The organism is Pseudomonas sp. MWU16-30317 (assembly GCF_020515695.1).
Classification (GTDB): domain Bacteria; phylum Pseudomonadota; class Gammaproteobacteria; order Pseudomonadales; family Pseudomonadaceae; genus Aquipseudomonas.
The window spans coordinates 404,650-424,742 of sequence record NZ_JAIWJA010000001.1 but is presented as its reverse complement, the minus strand read 5'-3'; the positions used below and the strand labels follow the sequence as shown (position 1 = coordinate 424,742).

Genomic DNA, 20,093 nt, shown 5'->3' with positions numbered 1-20,093 from the left:
GAGGGTTAACCGCGCAAGCTTACTGTATGTGCAGAGCCTGACCCAAGCGTGGGGGCTGTGCCGGCCCCTTCGCCGCCGAACGCGCAATCCCGCTCCCACAGGTGCATGACGATAGTTCGACCAGCCCTGTGGGAGTACAGCCCGCTGGCGAAGGGAGCAATCGCCACAACGCCATTACCGGACGATCAGCTGCTGACCTTGCGATCATTGGCAAACATGCTCACCGCATCCACCGCCTGCCCGGTGCCCTCGAAGATTTTCAGGATCACATCCGCCGCCTGGTCCGCCAGTAGCACGCTGTTGCCAGCGCGTTCACGGGTCGCGCCCATGCTGTTGATGGTCTGGCGAGTTTCGCGCTGGATGCTCTCGACCATGGTCGACACCTCTGCCGTGGACCCGGCGGTACGTCCTGCCAGTTGCCGCACTTCGTCGGCGACCACGGCGAAGCCACGACCCTGGTCACCTGCCCGCGCAGCCTCGATCGCGGCGTTGAGCGCAAGCAGGTTGGTCTGGTCGGCGATGCTGCGGATGGTCCCGACGATGGTGCTGATCTGCTCGGACAACTGCCCCAGCGCATCGAGCATCCCCGACGAGGTGTCGATATCACTGGCGATATTGCGCATCTCCTGCGCCGCCTGACGGATCACCTCGGTGCCCTGCTCCGCGACTTTTTGCGTCTCTACCGAAATCCGCCAGGCCTGGGACGCGCTGTGGGAGTCCTGATCGTGACGGATAACCTGGGCGGTGATATCGGTGGCGAACTTGACGATCTTGTCGAGCCGACCGCTGGGGTCGTACACCGGGTTGTAGTTGGCTTCCAGCCATACCGCCTGGCCCTGGCGGTTGCGGCGCTCAAACTGACCGCTGAACAGCTCGCCCTGATTCAGGCGCTTCCAGAAATCCTGATACGCCTTGCTGGCCGCCAACTCCGGCGCGCAGAAAGTCCGGTGGTGCTTGCCCTGAATATCCTTGAGGCCGTAGCCCATGGTCCGCAGAAAATTGTCGTTGGCCGTGATCACCGTGCCGTCTAGGTTGAACTCGATGACCGCCATGGCCCGATCGATGGCCTTGAGCTTGGCTTCTGCCTCATGTTCAGCCTCGATACGCGCGGTCACGTCGGTGGCGTACTTGACCACCTTGCAGACTCGCCCGGTATCGTCCAGCACCGGGTTGTAGCTCGCTTCGAGCCACACCTTGCGCCCTTTGGCGTCGATGCGCTCGAAGGTACCAGCGACAAATTCGCCGGCGGCCATGCGCGTCCACAAACGACGGTATTCAGGGCTGTTGGCGTATTGCGGCTCGCAGAACATCCGATGGTGTTGTCCCTTCACCTGGTCGGCGCTGTAGCCCATGGTCTTGAGAAAATTACCGTTGGCTTGAAGAATCCGACCGTCCACGTCGAACTCGATGACTGCCATAGCGCGATCAATGGCTTGCAGCAGACTGCGTTGCATCGCCATCTCGCGCTTGAGGTCAATCATGCCTTGCTTGTTATTGGCGAAAAACATGTTGCTCGCTCCCGGACAGGCACCACGTCGGACCGGGTGCCAGTACGTTGTACGATACCTGTACATGAAAACTATACAAGAGCAGTTCATCACTAGAGCTTAAGCTTTAGACCACGTAGATCAAGGCTTACAGCCATAGAATAGCTTTTAGCCACTATTATACCTTGGCCGTTGGCAAGCTCCGCGCATAGTAGGGTCGGCGCGGCGCCCTGGACACCGCATCGCCTATGTGATCCTTGTCGTCGGCGGCAATATGCAATGCCAGCTTCATCACCTCCACCTCGCTGGCATCGGCTTCGTTGCTGGCCGTGAGTTCAGCGCCGCAGCCATGGGTCGTCGACCCCAGCCAGGGCTCGTCCACCGTGACCCAGGGCCCGGTGGCGAACCACGGCACGCCCCGCACTTCGCGGCGTACCACCTGGCCTGGATGGGCGCGCTCGTGGGCATCGAACCAGTCCTCGACGCGGTCATCGATCCAGCCATGCAGGCGCCAGAACGTCGGATTGAGGTGGGAAGAGAACGGATCGCCCAGAAAATCGTTGTCGCGGGCGAACCAGTGCTCGGCGAAGTCCGACGGATCACGCGCGGCCGGCACCGGCTCGCCGGTCGCAGGATTGCGCGGCACGCTCGACCAGCACATGTGCAGCCAGTCGTGCAGGCTCAGCTCCAGCTCGGAGCCGAACTGCGCCAAGGTCATCTTCGCCAGGTATTGATGATCGCGATAACGGGACTCCCAGACCTGAAAGTTGCTGTAGAAGGTTTCCGGACTCTTCACCAGGCCCATCCCGACGCTGTAGGGTTGGTCTTCCGGGATCTGCCAGGTCGGCGGCACGCAGCAGCCGCCGTGGTTGTCGTAAAAACGTGCGAAGCCGACCCAATCCTGTACGGCCGCCGGCGGCGGCACCGGGAAATGCCGCCAGGACGGCAGGTCCTGGTAGGTGCGCGCGGTGGTCAGCATGTAGCGATGCATGAAGAAGAAGTCTTCGCCTGAGCCGTTGTGGTCCTTGGTGCGCCCTCGGGCATCGCGCTCGGCGTTGCGCGGGCCAGGTTGCCAGCCCAAGGCACGCAAGGCCTCGCGACGGTCATCGGACAACAAATGCCATTTGTCCCGTGAAAAGTGCCACAACTGGTGCTCCAGGCGTTTTTGCGGGGTGATGCCCCAGGCCAGCAAGCCGGGCGCGACAGGCAAGCGTTCGCGCGATTCCGGGAACGGCTGCTTGCGCGCAACGAAATTCGCCACTTTACCCACCGATGGCTTGTTCGGATCCAGGGTGTGCAGTTCGCCGGTCATGGTGTCGGCATCGGCCACCCCGAAGCTCGCCCACTGTTCATTCAGTTGCGAGACAAACTCATAGGCCGCCACCTGCCGCGGCGATTCGCGATCGAGCAGCCGCCAGCGGATTTCCTGCACCGATGCATCGACCATGTCGCCGAGTATCCGGTAGCGTGGTTCGGCGGGCGTGCGCAGATTGGCGGCGGAATCGACATAGCCGGATAAACCGCGGCCGCGCTCGGCGACGTCCAGAAACATCTGTACATCGCTGCCAGGCAGCCCTTCGAGTGCCGGCATACCGCTGACGTCCAGCAACCAGATGCCGCGCAACTGGCTGCTGAGATGTTGCATCTTGGCGTCGGCCAGTTCGACTTTGGGGGCGTCCGGGGTCAAGTCCTTGTCCCGGTAGGCTTTGTAACGTTTGGCGGCGAAATAGCCGGCAGGCGCCAGCACGCCAGTGAGCGCCATCCCCGCCAGAATCTTGCGGCGTGAAATCTCCATGCATCCCTCCCCATACAACAAAAAAAGGCGCGCTCCGACCTCCTGGTCAGCATCGCCGTGCACCTTGCTAAACAGACAAAAGACAGAATATTGACTTTTTTTAGATTTTTTAATAATCACGCCATCTAATTGACGAATACGTTAACAGATATTTCAAGATCCCCGCTAGTGGCCCCTGGGTACCGCCCGGCGGCCACCCGTAGCCAAGAGCCTCGCCCGCGACAGGGCGTATCGGCAGCATCTGCCTTGAGGCCCTATTTCCGGGGGCAAGCCTCCTGGCTACAGCGTCGTTTGCGGACCCCCATGGCCGGAATGAGCGGACCTCAGGCCTATTTTTCTTCACCGCGCGAACCGTCAAGATGGCCACCTTCAAGACAAGGGACTGCGTCCATGAGCATTTCACAGGAATTCCCCCGCGACGCTGTCGAACAGCCCGTCGCCGATACTCGTCTGCCTTGGACCGGCCTGCTGGCCTTGGCCATGGCCGGATTCATCACCATCCTCACCGAAGCCCTGCCGGCCGGCCTGATGCCGCAGATGGGCAAGAGCCTGCAGGTCTCCGAAGCGCTGGTGGGGCAACTGGTGACGCTCTATGCGCTGGGTTCGTTGCTGGCGGCCATACCGCTGACCTTGATGACTCAAGGCTGGCGGCGTCGGCCACTGTTGATGATCGCCATCGGCGGCTTTGCCGTGGTCAATACCATCACCGCACTGTCCAGCTGGTACCCGCTGACACTGGTGGCACGGTTTTTCGCCGGGGTGTTCGCCGGGTTGGTCTGGGCGTTGTTGGCCGGCTATGCGGCGCGCATGGTCGCGCCGCCACTCAAGGGCCGGGCGATTGCCGTGGCCATGGTCGGCACCCCGTTGGCGCTGACCCTGGGCATTCCCGCCGGCACGCTGCTGGGCACCATCGCCGGCTGGCAGACCACGTTTATCTGCATGTCGGTGATGACCCTCGCGTTGTTGCTGTGGGTGCGGGTCAAGGTGCCGGACTTCGCGGGTCAACCTGCCACCGAGACCTTTTCACTGGGCTCGGTGTGGCGCATCGCCGGGGTCAAGCCGGTGCTGTTGGCGACTCTGGGGTTTGTCCTCGCGCACAACATTCTCTATACCTACATCGCCCCGCTGCTGGTGCCATCGGGCCTGGACGCGCAAGTCGGCATCGTTCTGCTGGTATTCGGCGCCTCGGCGCTGGGCGGTATCACCCTGATCGGCATGCTGATCGATCGCTGGCTGCGCGAGTTGACCCTGGTGACGACGTTGATGTTCATCGGTGCCAGCGTTGCCTTGGCGCTGTGGAGCCAAAGTGCGGCGGCGGTGTACGCCCTGATGGTGGTCTGGGGCCTCGCCTTCGGCGGCGCCGCGACGCTGCTGCAGACGGCCTGCGCCAAGGTCGGCGAACGCGCCGCCGACGTCGCCCAGGCGATGCTGGTGACCACCTGGAACATGGGCATTGCCGGCGGCGGTATCGTGGGGGGCTTGTTGCTGCATGGCCAAGGCACCCGCAGCCTGCCGTGGGTCGCGGCGCTGCTGCTGGCGGTGGTCTGGGTAACGGTGCTGCTGGCGCGGCGGGCGGGGTTCAAGCCAGTGGCCCATTGACCGGCATCACACTGTAGCGAGGAGGCTTGCCCCCGATAATATCGGCCACTCCTCGCAGCAGCTGGCTGGCCCCTTTAAGCCGCAAGCCAGGCTGTTGAAGGCGTACGCGCCTGCCTCCCTGTTCAGGCTTCCTTTTCTTACAACTTCAATATCCATCCCCACCTACAACCGCTTCACCCCACCGGTCACGCTGTCCTTTCCTGACAAAGAGACAGCGACATGGATGACCATCTCAGAAACACACGGCAAGGGCCGGTATACCTCGACTCATCTCACATCACCTCGACCTATGATGGTGTGCTCCTGGAAGCGAACCACCCGCTCGGCAGGCCAGGCGGTTACGTGTTTGGAACCGGATATCTGTCTTCCACCGCCATCCCGATTTTCCCCGAAGACTACGGACCACCTCAGCCTGAAGCCTATGAAAAGGAAGTCGACGCTCAGCTTCAGGCTTCGAAGCAAAGGGTATCCCAAGCCAATCCGCAGATCCTTGCCACGGCCCGGGCAGATATCGATACCAGGGTGGCGGACACCGCCCCTTTGGTCGACATCTCGCCAGTAGGCCATATTGCCGCGAAGCTTGTAGTAATCGACTCCCTGATAGCCGAAGCCAATCGCCTATCAGTCAGATGGCAAGCCGGGACGCTGCAGTTCTTTGGCCGCGATATCTGGCAAACCACGGCACCGGACTTTACTGCCCATGTGCAAATGGCAGGGCAATTCGCCAATCACCGCGTGGCGCAACAGGCTGCACGCCAATGGCGCGAATCCCTGGCGGCCGCCGAGCAGGCTCAAAAGACAATGATGCGCATTGCAGCGCTTGAAAGTCTTAAGAAGGCCACTCAAGAGGCTTTGCAATTCGCTACAGGCCAAGCACATGGCCAGGATCCTACCGGATGGGAGCAGCAGATCAATAGCGCCCGAGCGGGCGCGGATCAATTGATTGCCAAACTGCCGAACTTCTTGCAGGGGTAGGTCGCCAGCCAGCCGCATATCAACGGCCTCGCTGATCCTGAGCAATACCTTTCGGCGGTAAAAGGTCATATCGAGGCATTGCTGGCAGGCATGCCACCGTTGCCGTTACAAGCGGGCGTGGACAGTCTTTTTACCGATCCGCCGTTAGGTAAGCCAGAACTGGAAGCACTGTTGCAGTTCGTAGAACTCGACCGCGACAAGGGACTGAATACGTCGTTCTCCAAAGCTCGCGAAGCTGTTCTGCGCAATGAAAGCATTCGCCACCTGAAAGAGTTGGCTGTAAGGCTGGATGCAATCCGCACTGCTACGGCGTCCAGCCAGCAGCGCCTGGCCGAACATAACGCTCAACAAGCCGCGTTGACGGCTGAGCTGGAACGTCAAGCCACAGCAAAGCGCGAACAGCTGGAGCAGCAGGCTCGCGAGGAGGCGCAGGCTGCCGCAGCTGAACTGGAGAGACGCCTGAAGGCACAGGCGCAACAGGATGCTCTGAACGCGGCTAACGCGCGCCTCGATGCGTGGCGGGCGCTACCAGGCGCCTTGGTTGTCGACATTCCGCAGCTCAAAGGTCAAGCCCCCTCGCTGGTAGCCGCAGGCTCAGCGCTATCGATCCTAAACAGTAATCCCCTATCGCTGCGGACCGCCATCAGGACGGCTATCGACATACTCTCCAAGATCGCGCTCGGGATAACCTCATCGGCCACGGTGTTGCTGTCGGGCCTGGCGGTGGGCTTTATCGCTCTGCTCTGGCCATCGAACCTGGGCAATGGAGAGCGTCGCAGCGTGCTGCTGATGCCGCTGGACACCTTGCCTGCGCCAGATTCGGCCACCTTGGACGCGGCAGCGCAAAGCGGCCAACCGGTCACCTTGCCATACGCCGCTACGTTGCGCAGTGACGCCGATGGCTTACGGATAAATGTAGTCGCTGGCCGCGAGGACTTTCCGCTCCGGGCACAGGTTATCGACCTGACGTTGAACACGCAGACAGGTGCCTATCAGGCGTTGATCAATACCCCGCCACGGCTGATCCACGTCACGCCGATAGTGCAACCCGGTGATGCCTCCACCGAACTGCCTATCACCGATCCGCTGAAGCCTGTCCAGCCGGGTCCTTCTTTGGAACTGCAAGGTCTGACCGGAAACGTAACCCCTGGTTACGAAGCGCTGGATGCCGAGCTGTATATCCTTCGCTATCCTGCCAGCACCGGCTTGCCTACGCTTTATCTAGCGGTTGAACGGCCGCCAGTGGAGCTCGGAGAGGTCGGGCCGTATAAAGATTTGGCGCAACGCAGTAAGGGAGATCGATTGGATATCGACCATGTTCCGTCAGGCAAAGCACTAGAGATCCACTACCTAGAAGCGAATCCTCTGATGCCAGTTGACGTGCGTAAGAAGTTAGTTAGTAGAGGGGCCGCTGTCGCTATCCCAAGGGAAATCCATCAGAGATACAGCGAAACTTATGGAGGAAGGAATACCAAAGATAAATCGGCACTCGATGGTGCTAACTTAGAGGCAGCCGTGAATAGCAACATCAACGCATACCGACCCGCGCTCCTCGAATCAGGTATGTCAACCGAGCAAATCACGGCCATAATTGAGGCTTTGCACGAAATGAACCGGAAGGACGGCCTTTACGAATGATTGAACAGAACTTTGAAAAGGTAGTAGCTGCTCTCGGCAAACCCGAGGCAGAGGTCATCGCTGAGCTGGGACTACTTCCTGATATGAAATACCCAACTGAGGATGAATCCTTCTTCTTCGACTACAAACCGGAGACGGGTGTAGAATTTGTTTTCGACTCAGAAACTTTCCACTTCATTAAGGTGCATATTCTACTTAGGCCGTCCCCGATGGCAAGCCACGTGTATACAGGCGCCCTCCCCTTGGGCATCTCACTGGACTGGAATCGAGAAAAGGCCCATTCCATCCTTGGCCAACCGACGAAATCCTGGCCGGCCAATAACATACCAACTATCGGTGATGTAGGCGGCTGTGATTCATTTACGCTGACAGGTCACGAGCGTCTTGAACTGTTCATCGGATATTCAACCTCCGGAGATATTGACCAAATCAGTGTAATGCACAAGAACCGCCCCGTTTGACCTCCTCATATATATTTTAACGATTGGGCGTGATTATTAGTAATGCTGGCGTCGCCATTGACAATCTACATGGGCGGCGTCAGCGTTTTCGTCCTAGTCTAGGGAAGGAATTGGCTACCTCTGAACAGGAACGCACCTAGCGCCACGAAGTACAGGATGTCGAGCTGCATAAGCCCAGCTATCATGCCAGCGCATTATCTTGCGGTTACATCTATGCGAAAAATTGATCCCGAGGATCTACGTAACATTCTCGCCATGTGCGCGTCACTGACCATTCCAGTAAAGCCCTCACAAAATCGAAAAAAACTGAAATATATAAATGGTCGCAGAAAAATTTAACGAAATATTAAATGCATTAGGCAGAGCAGAATCAGAGGTCATTAACGTTCCGGGTTTGACGCCAAAAATGAAAGACCCCATCGACGACAATTCATTCAGGCATACGTACTCAATAGAAAATGGCGTTGATTTCATGTTCGATGCTCAAACCTCAAAGTTCGTCGAGGTTCACATCCAGCTAAAAGCCCGGCCTGGGGATATGCAGGTCTACTCCGCGCCACCACCGCTAGGTATTTCCAGCACTTGGATAGAACCCAAGCCTTGGAATTTCTTGGTTCACCGACTCGTTCCTGGCCCGCTACAACACTTCCTGTATTGGGAGAAAGAGGCGGATGTGACTCTTTCCCAATAGCGGCATATCCAGATACCGAGCTCTTCGTTGGGTACTCCACGGCGTGGGAGGTGGAGCGGATGAGTTCGATGCATAAGGATCGACCAATCCAGCAGCAGCGCCCTTCGTTGCAAATAAACGAAGGGCGCTTGCCCTACCCTCTACCGAGCCTTCAACCAATCCCGCAAATCACTCACCTCGGCCTCGCTGATCGAATGGCGCAATCCCGGATACAGATGAATCTGCGGGGTAATGCCAATCGCCCGTAGGCTCTCATCGGCCTGGGTCGCACTCGCCACCGGCAGGACGTTATCCGCCGTGCCATGGCCGATGAAGAAGCGCACCTTGGCGTACTGCGGATCAGCCTTCATCCTGGTCCGCAAGGGTGGCAGCAACTTGCCACTTAGCGCCGCCATCGCGCCGATGCTTTGCGGATCATGCAGCGCGACCTGATAGCTCATGATCGCGCCCTGACTGAAGCCCACCAGGGTCACCCGATCCGCACGCGTGTGGTACTTGGCCACAGCCGCTTTGATGAACGCGGCGATACGCGCTTCGCTGCTGTTCACGTCGCCGCCCAGGCCATCGTATTCGGTCGCCTCACCCTTGGGGGTGAACCACTGGTAGCCGTCCTGGCTGATCTGCATCGGCGCCTGCACCGACAGGTAGGTATAGCCTTCGGGCAAATCGTCCTTGAGGCCGAACAGGTCCGCTTCGTTGCTGCCGTAGCCATGCAGGAAGATCACCAACGGCTGGTCGGGCTGGCCGTTACCGGGCTGTTCGAGGTATTGCAGCGGCAGGTCGCCGTGCAGTGCGGGCTGGGCAAGCAGCAGAGGCGAAAACAGCAGGGACAGAGCAGCGATGAGCAGTTTCATGTCGGGATAGAGCCTTCGGGCTATGAGGGTGCACCGATCATAGCGCCCATGCCGCGCGCTTGCAGCGCCGCCATGAGCGCCTGACGCAAACATTCATCAAGGCGCCACACGCTCTTCAAGGCAATCGTCGCCGCCCATCTCGAATTCCCGACAGATCAGCGGCCGCTGACGGTAGATGCTGCAGCTCATGGTGCGGCGGTCGAGCGCCGCGCACCAGCCATCGTCGAGCCGCGCCATGGTCTCCGAGCCCCAGTCATCGACCTCGATAAAGCGCTCCGGCACCCCGGTGTCGGTGATCAACATCACTTCCAGGCGGCAGCATTTGGCCGCGCAGGTAGTACAGCTCACCGCATCAGGCGGTGCAGCATCGGTGATGGGGTGCAACGTGATCAAAGGCAATTCCATGGGCTATAGAGGGCGAGGCATGGAGGGTAGCCGGATCCGTGGCGAGCACAAGGTTTTTCCGACCTGCAACGCCTGCCTCGCAAACAGCGCCGACCCAGATAAATAGCGTTTGCACAGTCAAACTTATGGTATACCATCAGACCAGATACATGGCCGAGTCGATTCCGTGCTGGCCTACACCGAACTGAAAACGGTGTGGATCAACCTCTTCCAGGCGCCCATGCCTGACCCCTTCGTGATGCATTGACAGGTACCTGATCATGATCGAACCCAGTCTTTATAAAGAAGTGATGGCCTCGTTTCCGTCCGGCGTGACCGTGGTCACTGCGCTGGACGCCGAGGGCGGCATCGTCGGCATCACCGCCAGTGCTTTCAGCGCCCTGTCGCTGGACCCGGCCCTGGTGCTGTTCTGCCCCAGCTACAGCTCCGACACCTACCCTGTGCTGCGCGCCAGCAAGCGCTTCGCCATTCACTTGCTCAGCGGGCCGCAACAGGCTCACGCCTACGCCTTTGCCAGCAAGGGCAAAGACAAGGCCAAGGCCATCGAGTGGACACTCAGTGAGCAGGGTAATCCGTTGCTGGAAGGCGCCACGGCCATCATTGAGTGCGAGCTTTGGCGCGAATACGAGGGCGGCGATCACGCCATTGTGGTCGGCAAGGTGACCAATCTGATCCTGCCGCACGAACCCGTCACACCGATGATCTATCACCGTGGCAAGCTCGGCGCGCTGCCGGCGTTCTGCTGAGGCCCCACCGTTACCCCCGTGATAAACTGCCCGATGCCGAGCGCCCTGAGTGGCGTTCGGTGCCTTTCGTGCCCAGCACAGCCTCAACCAGAGCGGACCCGATGAAACGCCTGCCACTTGACGATAGCTTCAAGGTCCATCGCAACCCCGTTACCCTGCGCGAAATCGTCCTGGACAAACTGCGCGGCGCCATCATGAATTTCCAGCTGCTGCCCGGCGACCGCCTGGTGGAGCGCGACCTCTGCGAACGTCTGGGTGTCAGCCGCACTTCAGTACGCGAAGCGCTACGCCACCTCGAGTCCGAAGGCCTGGTGGAATTCGCCGACGCCAAGGGCCCGAGCGTAGCGATCATCACCTGGGCCGACGCTTGTGACATCTATGAGCTGCAATGTGTGCTGGAGGGCTTGATCGTGCAGCTGTTCACCCTCAACGCCAAGGCCAAGGACATCCGCGCCCTTGAGAAGGCCCTGGAGGTCAATCGCAGGGCCCTTGAAGAGCAGGAGCTGCCAGCGGTACTGGATTCGGTTCAGGGTTTCTACGATGTGCTGCTCGAAGGCGCCGGCAACAAGGTCGCGGCCACTCAGCTGCGCCAATTGCAGGCGCGCATCAGCTACCTGCGGGCCACGTCGATGTCCCAGGCAAACCGCCGCAGCGCCAGTAACGAAGAGATGCAGCGCATCGTCGCGGCGATCAAGAGCGGCGATGCCCTGGCCGCTCACCAGGCGTCGGTCGACCACGTGCGCGCGGCCGCCAAGGTGGCGCTGGATTATCTGCGCGGCGAGCAGGAAGGCAACGCCAGGGTGCACGAGATCGCCACGCCGGTGATGCTCAAGGAACCGCGTATCGCGCGCTGAAGTTGCACTGGCAATACCGGCATCAACGACTGGGCGTGGACGCGTTCGGCTTCTGGTGCGACAGCGGCCTGCCGCACGCCGAAAAGAAAAATCCCTGAAGTTGTTCATTGAGCGGGTCGTGCCGGCGTTTCGTTAGCACGCCGGCTGTGGGCGGCAATCACGCTCCCGCCCTCGCCGTCTACTAGAACAACGCCAGCTGATAGGTGAGGATCAAGCGGTTGTGATCGATGTCGCTCGCCCCTGTCGCATTGGTGCGGAACGAACCGTTGCGCACACCGATGCCCACGCCTTTGAACGTACCTTCCTGGATCACGTAATCCAGAGCGATGTCGCGCTCCCATTCGTTCTGATCACCGCCCGCCGTCGCCTTGATGTTCTGGCCATTGAGGTAAATGGTCGAGAACTTCAGGCCCGGCAGCCCCAGGCCTGCGAAGTCATAGATGTACTGGGCAAAGCTGGTGTTCTCCCCGGCACGGGCGAAGTTGGAGATCAAACGGTCGGTGATCAGGTAGGTGGTACCGCCGCCGGCACCTTCGTTGACCAGGCTGCCCTGGTTGAGCTGCACGAAGTTGCTGCCTTCCGAGACCCGCTGATGGCCGGCCATGAAGCTGTGGCCGCCCAGCGCGTAGGTGAACGACGCGCTCCAGGTGTTGTTCTGGATCTCGCCGGGGGTGCGTGCATACCCGCTCGTCTTGTAGCCTTCGGCGCGCCCGGAAGCACTGCCGTTGGCGCCGTCGGAACCAGTGTGGAAGAAGCGCAGGTCGGTCTTGAACGATTGGCTCTTGTCGATGGCCCAGATGTGGGTCAGGCCGGCGAAGTGCTGGGTGTAGTAGTCTTCAAGGTTGGCGTAGTAGTACTGCGCGGTGAGGCTCTTGGTGACGGCATAATCGCCACCGGCGAACCAGAACTTGTTGCTTTGCTGAGTACCGCCACTGACCGCGAGCCCGGTGCTGTTGGTCGAAGCACGGCCGACAGCATGCTCGATCAGGCCGCCGGTGAAGGTCAGGTGATCGATGTCCTTGCTGATGAATTGCGTACCCTCGAAGGTCTGCGGCAACAGGCGGCCATCGTTGGGCACGAGGATCGGCAGGTTAGGGATCAGGGTGCCGGTCTTGACCTCGGTCTTGGCGAAGCGCACCTTGCCAGTCAGCCCCAGACGCCCGAACTGGTCGGCATCATGGCCCCCGTCGGTAGGAAACAGATTGCCTGGGCTTCGATCTTCGCCGGCCTTGCCGACTCTGCCGCCACCGTCCAGCCGCACCGCATAGGTGCCCAGCGCATCCAGGCCAAAGCCTACGGCACCTTCGGTATAACCAGACTGCACCTTGAGCACGAAGGCCTGGCCCCAGTTGTGTACCTGGCCGCTGTAGGCGCTGTTGCCAACCTTGCCTTGACTCTCGCGAATGTCGTTGGACAAGTCGAGGTTTTTGAGGCTCAGCGTGGCCTTGCTGTCGTCGATGAAACCGGCGGCGCCCGCTTGTTGGGCGGCGATGCCGAGGGCGATGGCCATTGCCAGCTGTGAAGAGGTGTTCATGCTCGATGCTCCAGTGCAGACATGAAAGTCTTGAGTTTCTGCTGGGGCTCGAAGGCAAGCGATGGCTTGCCGTACATCCGAATGGACTTGAGCCCCTAATGGGCTCGTTGCGGTGGACCGCTGGCGACGGGAGGCAATTTATGACAGGTGAATTATTATTAAAAATAATTTTTTTATCGCATTCAAGAATTAAAAAGCATATCGGACTATTCGGTTAATTCAGAGTTCCGCCAAAAATTCGTTTGGAGCTATCCTTGCTTCTGATGGGGAATCACCCCACCGGATTGACCATCGCCTGCCCTGCCAGATAACGCTCGACGTTATCGATGAACAGCTCCGTCTGCCCGGCCCAGGCCGAATCGGAGCGGCCGGCGATGTGCGGGGTCAGTACCAGATTCTCGAACTCCAACAGCGCCTCGGGCCGAGCGGGCTCGCTTTCGTAGACATCCAGCGCTGCCCCGGCGATCACGCCCTCGCGCAACGCTGTCGCCAATGCCGTGGTGTCCACCACTGAGCCGCGGCCGATGTTCACCAGGTAGCCTTCAGGGCCCAGCGCTTGCAGGATCGAGCTGTCGATCAGGTGCAAGGTCGCCGCGCCACCGGGCACCGCCACTACGAGAAAATCGCACCAATGCGCCAGGGCTTTCAGGTCGGCGAAGTAGCGCGGCGGCCAATCCGTCACCGGGTTGCGGCTGTGATAGCCGATGTCCATGTCGTAGCCGCCCGCACGCTTGGCCAGGCAGCGGCCGATATGGCCGGCGCCCACCAGGCCGAGGCGGCGCCGGTGCAAGCCGGGGTCGCTGGGCAGGGTGTTGCGATCGCAGCCGGCCCGGGCCAGGCGATCCATCTGCGGAATGCGCCGCACCACTGCGCCCAACAGCGCCATGGCATGGTCGGCAACGATATCGGCATTGGCACCGCCACCGTGGGTCACCGCGATACCGCGCTGAGCGGCATGCTGATGATCGATGTTCTCGTGACCGGCGCCCATGGCACTGGCGATCCGCAGCGCCGGCATGGCGTCGATCTCGGCAGCACTCAAGCCCCGCGAGCCGTTGGTCAGTACCGCCTGTACGCGGGCCGATTGAGCGTCGCTCAGGGCCTCGGCAGCGGGGTTCAATACCTCGAAACGCTGCTGCAGTCGCTGTACCACGGTATCCGGCATGGGCACCAGCAGTGCCAGCGGTATGGATTCGGATGACATGTCCAGACGCTCCATGAATGTTAATGAATCGGCAGCTAGTTCTTGCTTGTGCCCAGCAACTGCGCGCGCAGATCCGGATCGCGGCTGCGCGGATCGAGCCAGATGGCGAAGAACGCCTTGGCGTAGGTCAGGTCCTTGATCTCGCTCTTGAGCTGGTCGCCGACGTAGAACTGTGCACCTTGCCCCGGCAGAAACACGCCGGTCAGTCGGCTGCCTTCCTCTACGTCGACGAACGACTGCTGCATCTGTTCACGCCAGCGTTGCAGCTGCTCGGCACTGACTGCGCTGCCTTGGATACGCTTGATTTCATTGATGCTGGCGTCCACCAGGGCGTCGCCCTTGATCGACCTGTGGTAGGTCAATTCAAGGGCGAAGGGAGTGCTGTCGTCCAGATGGTCGGCCGGGGTATACAGTCGCGCGGTATAGACCAGAAAGCCGAATTTGCGAAAGTCCCCGGCGCCCAGCAGGTGGGCGTTCGCCAGCGAGGTCTGCCAGCCGGCCAGTGCTGCGGGGCTCAGCAGCAACACGGCAAGCATCGAAGTCACCAGTAACGTCAGACGGCTGAACAGCTTCATCTACCACTCCAGTCGTATCGCCCGTGGATCACAGACGCTATAGGCAAAGCCGCCAATGCACAACTGCGCATAACGGACCGCAGGCCGCGCATACAGGGGCATAGGCATTAAACATTAGTTAATTTACCGCCGCCACGCACCGCCCTTAGGCTGAGAACAGGGTATATCGCCAGGTGTGCCCGGCCGAACGGCTGTTCCTTCGGCCCGATACGCAGCGGAGCCGTCAATGAAGTATGTGCTGGTAATCGAACAGGATGAAGTCACGGCCCAGGCCGTGATGGCGGAGCTCAAGGGGCACGGATTCAGCGTGCAATGGGCCGACAACGGCTCCACCGGCCTGGCCATGGCCGTAGCGGGCCGGTACGACAGCATCATTCTGGCCCGGCGATTACCCGACATCGACGGCCTGACCATCGTCGCCACCCTGCGCGAGCAGCATATCCACACGCCGATCCTGATGCTCAGCGTGCCCGCCGGGGTAGACGCCAGCGTCGAGCACCTGCGCAGCAGCGGCGACGACTACCTGACCAAACCTTTCACCAGTGGCGAACTGGCAGCGCGGCTGGCCATGCTGCAGCGCCGTGGCGAGGATGCGAACCTGTCTGCATCGCTGGTCAGCGGGCCCTTGCAGCTGGAACTCGATACCCAGCGGGTCACGCGCGATGGTCAGGCGCTGGAACTGCTGCCCTCGGAGGTCAAGCTGCTGGCGTTTCTGTTGCGCAATATCGGCCAGCGGGTGACCAGCACCATGCTTTTCGAACAGGTGTGGGGCTACCCCTTCGACCCCGGCAACCAGATCATCGAAGTGCACATCGATCGCCTGCGCCGCAAGCTCGTCGGCCCCGGCGCACCGACCCTGCTGACCTTGCGCGACGGCGGCTATCGGCTGCAGGCCTCATGACTCAAGCGCTGCATCGCGTCCAGTAACTTTTATTTAATCTCGCCCCCGTTGAGCGGCCGCTGGCTCTGGCCTACCGTGTGCGACCTTTTTTTCATATTCACTCAAGGCCCGCCGTCCGTGACCTTTCGCTTGCTGCCGTTGCCCCTCGCCCTCGCCTGTGCCGTCATCACACCTTTGGCCCTTGCCGACGGCCCCGTCTCCGCAACCCTGCGCAGCGCCGAGCCGATGATTCCTGCACCGCCGCAACTGGGCGCGCGGTCCTGGGTAATGATGGACGCCACCACCGGCACCATCATCAGCAGCCAGAACCCCGACGAGCGCCTGCCACCGGCCAGCCTTACCAAGTTGATGACGGTGTACATCACCACCCATGAACTCATGGCCGGACGTCTCAAGCCTGACGACAAGGTCACCATCAGCGATAACGCCTGGCGCACTGGCGGCTCGCGGATGTTCATCACCCCCAACAGCCAGATCAGCGTCGACGACTTGATGCACGGCGTGGTGATCGATTCCGGCAACGATGCCGCCGTGGCGCTCTCCGAACGCATCGCCGGCAGCGAAGACGCTTTCGCCGGGATGATGAACCAGACCGCGCAGAAGCTGGGCATGACCAACTCCCACTTCATGAACCCCACCGGCCTGCCGATCGACGACCACTACTCGTCGGCCCACGATATGGCGGTGCTGGCCCAGTCGATCATTCATGACGAACCCGCCTACTACCCGCTGTACGCCAACAAGTACTTCACCTGGGGCGGGATTCGCCAGCCGAACCGCAACTTGCTGCTATGGCGCGACGCCTCGGTCGACGGCCTCAAGACCGGCCACACCGACGCCGCCGGCTACTGCATGGTGACCTCGGCGGTGCGCAATGGCGAGCGCCTGATCACGGCGGTGTTCGGCTCCACCAGCATGGCCAACCGAGCCTCGGACACCGAAACCTTGCTGACCTACGGCTTCCGTTTCTATGAAAACGCCAAGTTGCAGAACGGCCGGGCGGTGCTTGCACAGCCGCATGTGTGGAAAGGCGCCGCCGATACCGTCCCGGTCGGCCTGGCCAGCGACCTGGTGCTGACCCTGCCGCGCCGCAGCCATCAGAATTTCAACGCGCACGTCAACCTCAACCCGGAGCTGGTCGCGCCATTGCCGGTGGGCACGGTGGTCGGCAGCTATGACGTATTCGATGGCACCGACAAGCTGGTATCGCGACCACTGGTGACCTTGGCCGACACGCCTCAGGGTGGCTGGTTGCATCGTTTGCTGGATGGGATTCGGATGTTTTTTGCGTCGAAGTTCTGAGGCGCGTTGTGTATCGATGCAAATGCCCCCTTGAGAACACTCGAGTATCAAAGCTGAAACCCGAATCCCCCTTGCAGTCGCCGGGGGAATACTGGCACATTCAGCAACAGGCTTTAGTCCAAAGCCTGTTTGGAGATGTGCCATGGATGTCGACACCCTCAACGCGTATAACGTCTACGCCAAGCCCTTCGCCCAGCACTGGCACGAGCAACCGCAACCCAGCGATCTCTACACCCTGCTGAACACCTTCTTCACTCCTGGCCTCACTGCCGATATCGGCTGCGGCGCCGGGCGTGATGTGGCATGGCTCAACAACGCCGGTTTCGACACCGTGGGTTATGACGCCAGCGACCTGTTGCTCGACCACGCCCGCTATCGCTACCCGAACCTGCGCTTCGAGCTGTCCTCGTTGCCGGATCTGGCCAACATTGTCAGCGAACGCTTCCAGAACATCCTCTGCGAGTCGGTGATCATGCACCTTGACCTGCGCCTGATCCGCCCCTCGGTGGCGCGCATGCTCGACCTGCTGGTGCCGGGCGGCGTGCTCTATATCAGTTGGCGCGTGATGAAAGGCAGCGCCAAGCGCGATCAGCATCGTCGCCTGTATTCGGCCTTCGATAAATCGCTGATCCTCCAGGAATGCCTCGGCCACCGGGTGCTGCTGGATCGCGAAGACCTGAGCGAAGCGTCCGGCAAGCGCATCCAGCGCATGATCATTCGCAAGCGCGGATGAACCGCTGCGATAACGAGCCTGCCATAAAAAAACCCATCCACCGCTTGCGCCGTGGATGGGTCGTCGTCCTGCAGTTGGGTGTTACACCTTGACGATCCAGCCCGCCGGGCCTTCGATGTCACCGGCCTGCACGCCGGTCAGCTCGTTGTACAGACGCTGGGTCACCGGGCCGACTTCGGTCTCGCTGTAGAACACGTGCATCTTGCCGTCGTATTCGATACCGCCGATCGGCGAGATCACCGCGGCGGTGCCGCACGCGCCAGCTTCGACGAACTGGTCGATCTTGTCGATGAACACGTCCCCTTCGATCACGGTCAGGCCCAGGCGCGTTTGCGCCAGCTCGATCAGCGACAGGCGGGTGATGCCCGGCAACACCGACGGCGATTTCGGCGTGACGAACTCGTTGTTGGCGGTGATGCCGAAGAAGTTGGCCGAACCGACCTCTTCGATCTTGGTGTGGGTTTGCGGATCGAGGTAGATGCAATCGGCAAAGCCGGCGCTCTTGGCAGCCGCACCCGGTTGCAGGCTGGCGGCGTAGTTGCCACCCACCTTGGCGGCACCGGTGCCGTTGGGGGCTGCACGGTCGTAGCTGGAGATCTGGAAGTTGTGCGGCTTCATGCCGCCCTTGAAGTAAGGGCCGACCGGGATGCAGAACACCGAGAAGATGAATTCAGGGGCGGTACGCACGCCGATGTTGTCGCCCACGCCGATCACGAACGGGCGCAGGTACAGGGCGCCACCGCTGCCATAGGGCGGGATGAAGCGTTCGTTGGCCTTGACCACCTGCTTGCAGGCATCGATGAACATCTCGGTCGGCACGTGCGGCATCAACGTGCGATGGCAGCTGCGCGCCATGCGCAAGGCGTTCTGATCCGGGCGGAACAGGTTGATCGAACCGTCCTTGCAGCGATAGGCCTTGAGGCCTTCAAAGCACTGCTGGCCGTAATGCAGGGCGGTGGAACCTTCGCTGATGTGCAGCACATTGTCTTCGGTCAGGGTGCCTGGCTGCCAGTCACCGTCCTTCCAGTTAGACAAATAGCGCAAATCGGTCTTGATGTAATCGAACCCCAGTTTGTCCCAGTTAAGGCTTTCGTGACCCATGACACCCTCTACGCTTTGAACGACCGCCTGAACCTTTCAGGCCGCTGATTATTGACAATGGCTGTAACAATACTGCATTCGGACGCCGGTTTCAGCAGGTGCGTGGCCACATGAGCAACTTTCATCGGCGCGAGCTGCGCGCCTGGCCGTTCGTCCGTTGCCACGCACGGGCCTTGCGCAAATCCGCGCTAGTGGCAACATGCTATCGAGCACCGCCCATCTCTTTATTCGAAGCCTCCCCATGCCCAACTTCCCTCTCGAACCTGAAAGCGACGTCTACAAGACCCTGCTCGAATCCACCAAGGCCATCCCTTGGCGCATCGACTGGGACACCATGACCTTTACCTACGTCGGCCCGCAGATCGAGGCGCTGCTGGGCTGGACGCCACAAAGCTGGGTGGGCATCAACGACTGGGTCGAGCGCATGCACCCGGATGATCGCGATTATGTGGTGGAGTTCTGCGTGACGCAGTCCCAGGCCGGGGTCGATCATGAGGCCGACTATCGAGCGCTGACCAAGGACGGCGGGTATGTCTGGATCCGCGACGTGGTCCACGTGATCCGCAAGGACGGCAAGGTCGAGGCCTTGGTGGGTTTCATGTTCGATATCAGCGAGCGCAAGGCCACCGAGGAGCATCTGCTCCAGCTGCAAAAACAACTGGAGGAATTCTCCTTCAGCGATGGTCTGACCGGCATCGCCAACCGGCGCATGCTCGACAAGGTGCTGGAGCGCGAATGGGCCCAGGCGCAACGCAGCCAGAAGCCGATTTCGCTGATTCTCGCGGACATCGATTACTTCAAGCAGTACAACGACTGCTACGGCCACATGAAGGGTGACGAATGCCTCAAGCGCGTCGCCCAGAGCCTCAGCCTGGCGGCCAATCGACCGCTGGATTTCATCGCCCGCATGGGCGGTGAGGAATTCATCTGGGTACTGCCCGAGACCGATGCCGCCTCGGCCCGCGAAGTGGCCAACAAGTGCCAGCAGTTGATTCGCCAGGCGCAGATCCCTCACGAACGCTCGCAGGTATCGAACTGGCTGACGGTCAGCCTCGGGGTGGGGACCATGATCCCGGGGCAGCAGGCCCACGCGCTGAGTTTTGTCGAGAAGGTCGACGAGTTGCTGTATCTGGCCAAGCACAATGGCCGCAAGCGCGCCGAGTATGGGCAGTTTGGGGGCTGATGCTGTGTATCGGCTGGGAGGGGCCCTTCGCGGGCCAGCCGCATCACCGCTAATT

Annotated in this window: 19 protein-coding genes and 1 pseudogene; 12 read left to right on the top strand and 8 right to left on the bottom strand. The window is 60.7% G+C overall.

The features are described from left to right. Positions 1-185: 185 nt before the first annotated feature. Together LIX93_RS29510 and LIX93_RS01980 are read right to left on the bottom strand one after the other, a co-directional pair. Positions 186-1,508: a PAS domain-containing methyl-accepting chemotaxis protein gene (locus LIX93_RS29510; protein ID WP_260524622.1), complete on the bottom strand. Its 1,323-nt coding sequence runs from the start codon at positions 1,506-1,508 to the stop codon at positions 186-188. A 157-nt stretch (positions 1,509-1,665) separates the two neighbouring features. Then, positions 1,666-3,282 carry a PvdJ/PvdD/PvdP-like protein gene (locus LIX93_RS01980; RefSeq protein ID WP_226502334.1) on the bottom strand — a complete coding sequence of 539 codons (1,617 nt, stop codon included), beginning with the start codon at positions 3,280-3,282 and terminating at the stop codon, positions 1,666-1,668. A 390-nt stretch (positions 3,283-3,672) separates the two neighbouring features. On the opposite strand from LIX93_RS01980, the gene LIX93_RS01975 reads away from it, so the two are divergent. The 5 genes from LIX93_RS01975 to LIX93_RS01955 all read left to right on the top strand — a co-directional run bounded on the left by LIX93_RS01975 (position 3,673) and on the right by LIX93_RS01955 (position 8,646). Continuing rightward, entirely contained in the window at positions 3,673-4,881 is a 1,209-nt protein-coding gene (locus LIX93_RS01975) for an MFS transporter (protein WP_226502333.1), read from the top strand. 219 nt (positions 4,882-5,100) lie between these two features. Then, positions 5,101-5,856: a hypothetical protein gene (locus tag LIX93_RS01970; RefSeq protein ID WP_226502332.1), complete on the top strand. Its 756-nt coding sequence runs from the start codon at positions 5,101-5,103 to the stop codon at positions 5,854-5,856. 90 nt (positions 5,857-5,946) lie between these two features. Continuing rightward, positions 5,947-7,494 (top strand): S-type pyocin domain-containing protein, encoded by a 1,548-nt coding sequence (locus LIX93_RS01965; RefSeq protein WP_226502331.1) that lies wholly within the window; start codon positions 5,947-5,949, stop codon positions 7,492-7,494. Continuing rightward, the gene (locus LIX93_RS01960; RefSeq protein WP_226502330.1) at positions 7,491-7,955 is read left to right on the top strand and encodes a DUF6392 family protein; all 465 of its coding nucleotides are present in this window, start codon (positions 7,491-7,493) and stop codon (positions 7,953-7,955) included. The genes LIX93_RS01965 and LIX93_RS01960 overlap by 4 nt, the downstream gene beginning before the upstream one ends. A 319-nt stretch (positions 7,956-8,274) precedes the next feature. Then, a complete protein-coding gene (locus tag LIX93_RS01955) occupies positions 8,275-8,646 on the top strand; it encodes a hypothetical protein (protein ID WP_226502329.1) in 372 nt (123 codons plus the stop codon). Between the two features lie 140 nt (positions 8,647-8,786). Here the strand turns inward: LIX93_RS01955 and LIX93_RS01950 are convergent, their stop codons facing one another. Next, positions 8,787-9,500 (bottom strand): alpha/beta fold hydrolase, encoded by a 714-nt coding sequence (locus LIX93_RS01950; protein ID WP_226502328.1) that lies wholly within the window; start codon positions 9,498-9,500, stop codon positions 8,787-8,789. Between the two features lie 96 nt (positions 9,501-9,596). Next, a complete protein-coding gene (locus tag LIX93_RS01945; protein WP_226502327.1) occupies positions 9,597-9,905 on the bottom strand; it encodes a YkgJ family cysteine cluster protein in 309 nt (102 codons plus the stop codon). A gap of 260 nt (positions 9,906-10,165) precedes the next feature. Between LIX93_RS01945 and LIX93_RS01940 the strand changes: the two genes are divergently transcribed. The 3 genes and pseudogenes from LIX93_RS01940 to LIX93_RS01930 form a co-directional block, all read left to right on the top strand. Further along, the gene (locus tag LIX93_RS01940; protein ID WP_226502326.1) at positions 10,166-10,651 is read left to right on the top strand and encodes a flavin reductase family protein; all 486 of its coding nucleotides are present in this window, start codon (positions 10,166-10,168) and stop codon (positions 10,649-10,651) included. 101 nt (positions 10,652-10,752) lie between these two features. After that, positions 10,753-11,505 (top strand): GntR family transcriptional regulator, encoded by a 753-nt coding sequence (locus LIX93_RS01935; protein ID WP_226502325.1) that lies wholly within the window; start codon positions 10,753-10,755, stop codon positions 11,503-11,505. Positions 11,506-11,516: 11 nt separating this feature from the next. Beyond that, positions 11,517-11,641 (top strand): annotated as a pseudogene (locus LIX93_RS01930) (LLM class flavin-dependent oxidoreductase); the annotation flags it as partial. A 45-nt stretch (positions 11,642-11,686) separates the two neighbouring features. On the opposite strand, the gene LIX93_RS01925 reads toward LIX93_RS01930, so the two are convergent. The 3 genes from LIX93_RS01925 to LIX93_RS01915 form a co-directional block, all read right to left on the bottom strand. Then, positions 11,687-13,039 carry an OprD family outer membrane porin gene (locus LIX93_RS01925; RefSeq protein ID WP_226502324.1) on the bottom strand — a complete coding sequence of 451 codons (1,353 nt, stop codon included), beginning with the start codon at positions 13,037-13,039 and terminating at the stop codon, positions 11,687-11,689. Positions 13,040-13,310: 271 nt separating this feature from the next. Further along, a complete protein-coding gene (locus tag LIX93_RS01920; protein ID WP_226502323.1) occupies positions 13,311-14,243 on the bottom strand; it encodes a 2-hydroxyacid dehydrogenase in 933 nt (310 codons plus the stop codon). A 35-nt stretch (positions 14,244-14,278) separates the two neighbouring features. Beyond that, on the bottom strand, positions 14,279-14,818 hold the full coding sequence (locus LIX93_RS01915) for a chalcone isomerase family protein (RefSeq protein ID WP_226502322.1): 540 nt from the start codon (positions 14,816-14,818) through the stop codon (positions 14,279-14,281). A 226-nt stretch (positions 14,819-15,044) separates the two neighbouring features. Between LIX93_RS01915 and LIX93_RS01910 the strand changes: the two genes are divergently transcribed. The 3 genes from LIX93_RS01910 to LIX93_RS01900 all read left to right on the top strand — a co-directional run bounded on the left by LIX93_RS01910 (position 15,045) and on the right by LIX93_RS01900 (position 17,754). Continuing rightward, positions 15,045-15,719: a response regulator transcription factor gene (locus LIX93_RS01910; RefSeq protein WP_226502321.1), complete on the top strand. Its 675-nt coding sequence runs from the start codon at positions 15,045-15,047 to the stop codon at positions 15,717-15,719. A gap of 165 nt (positions 15,720-15,884) precedes the next feature. Then, complete coding sequence (locus tag LIX93_RS01905; protein ID WP_226502830.1) at positions 15,885-17,021, top strand: D-alanyl-D-alanine carboxypeptidase family protein; 1,137 nt, start codon at positions 15,885-15,887, stop codon at positions 17,019-17,021. 142 nt (positions 17,022-17,163) lie between these two features. After that, complete coding sequence (locus LIX93_RS01900) at positions 17,164-17,754, top strand: class I SAM-dependent methyltransferase (protein WP_226502320.1); 591 nt, start codon at positions 17,164-17,166, stop codon at positions 17,752-17,754. A gap of 81 nt (positions 17,755-17,835) precedes the next feature. On the opposite strand, the gene LIX93_RS01895 is transcribed toward LIX93_RS01900, so the two are convergent. After that, positions 17,836-18,855: a branched-chain amino acid aminotransferase gene (locus LIX93_RS01895; protein WP_226502319.1), complete on the bottom strand. Its 1,020-nt coding sequence runs from the start codon at positions 18,853-18,855 to the stop codon at positions 17,836-17,838. A 241-nt stretch (positions 18,856-19,096) separates the two neighbouring features. Here LIX93_RS01895 and LIX93_RS01890 point away from each other — a divergent pair, with 241 nt between their 5' ends. Then, on the top strand, positions 19,097-20,038 hold the full coding sequence (locus tag LIX93_RS01890; protein ID WP_226502318.1) for a sensor domain-containing diguanylate cyclase: 942 nt from the start codon (positions 19,097-19,099) through the stop codon (positions 20,036-20,038). Positions 20,039-20,093 lie beyond the last annotated feature (55 nt).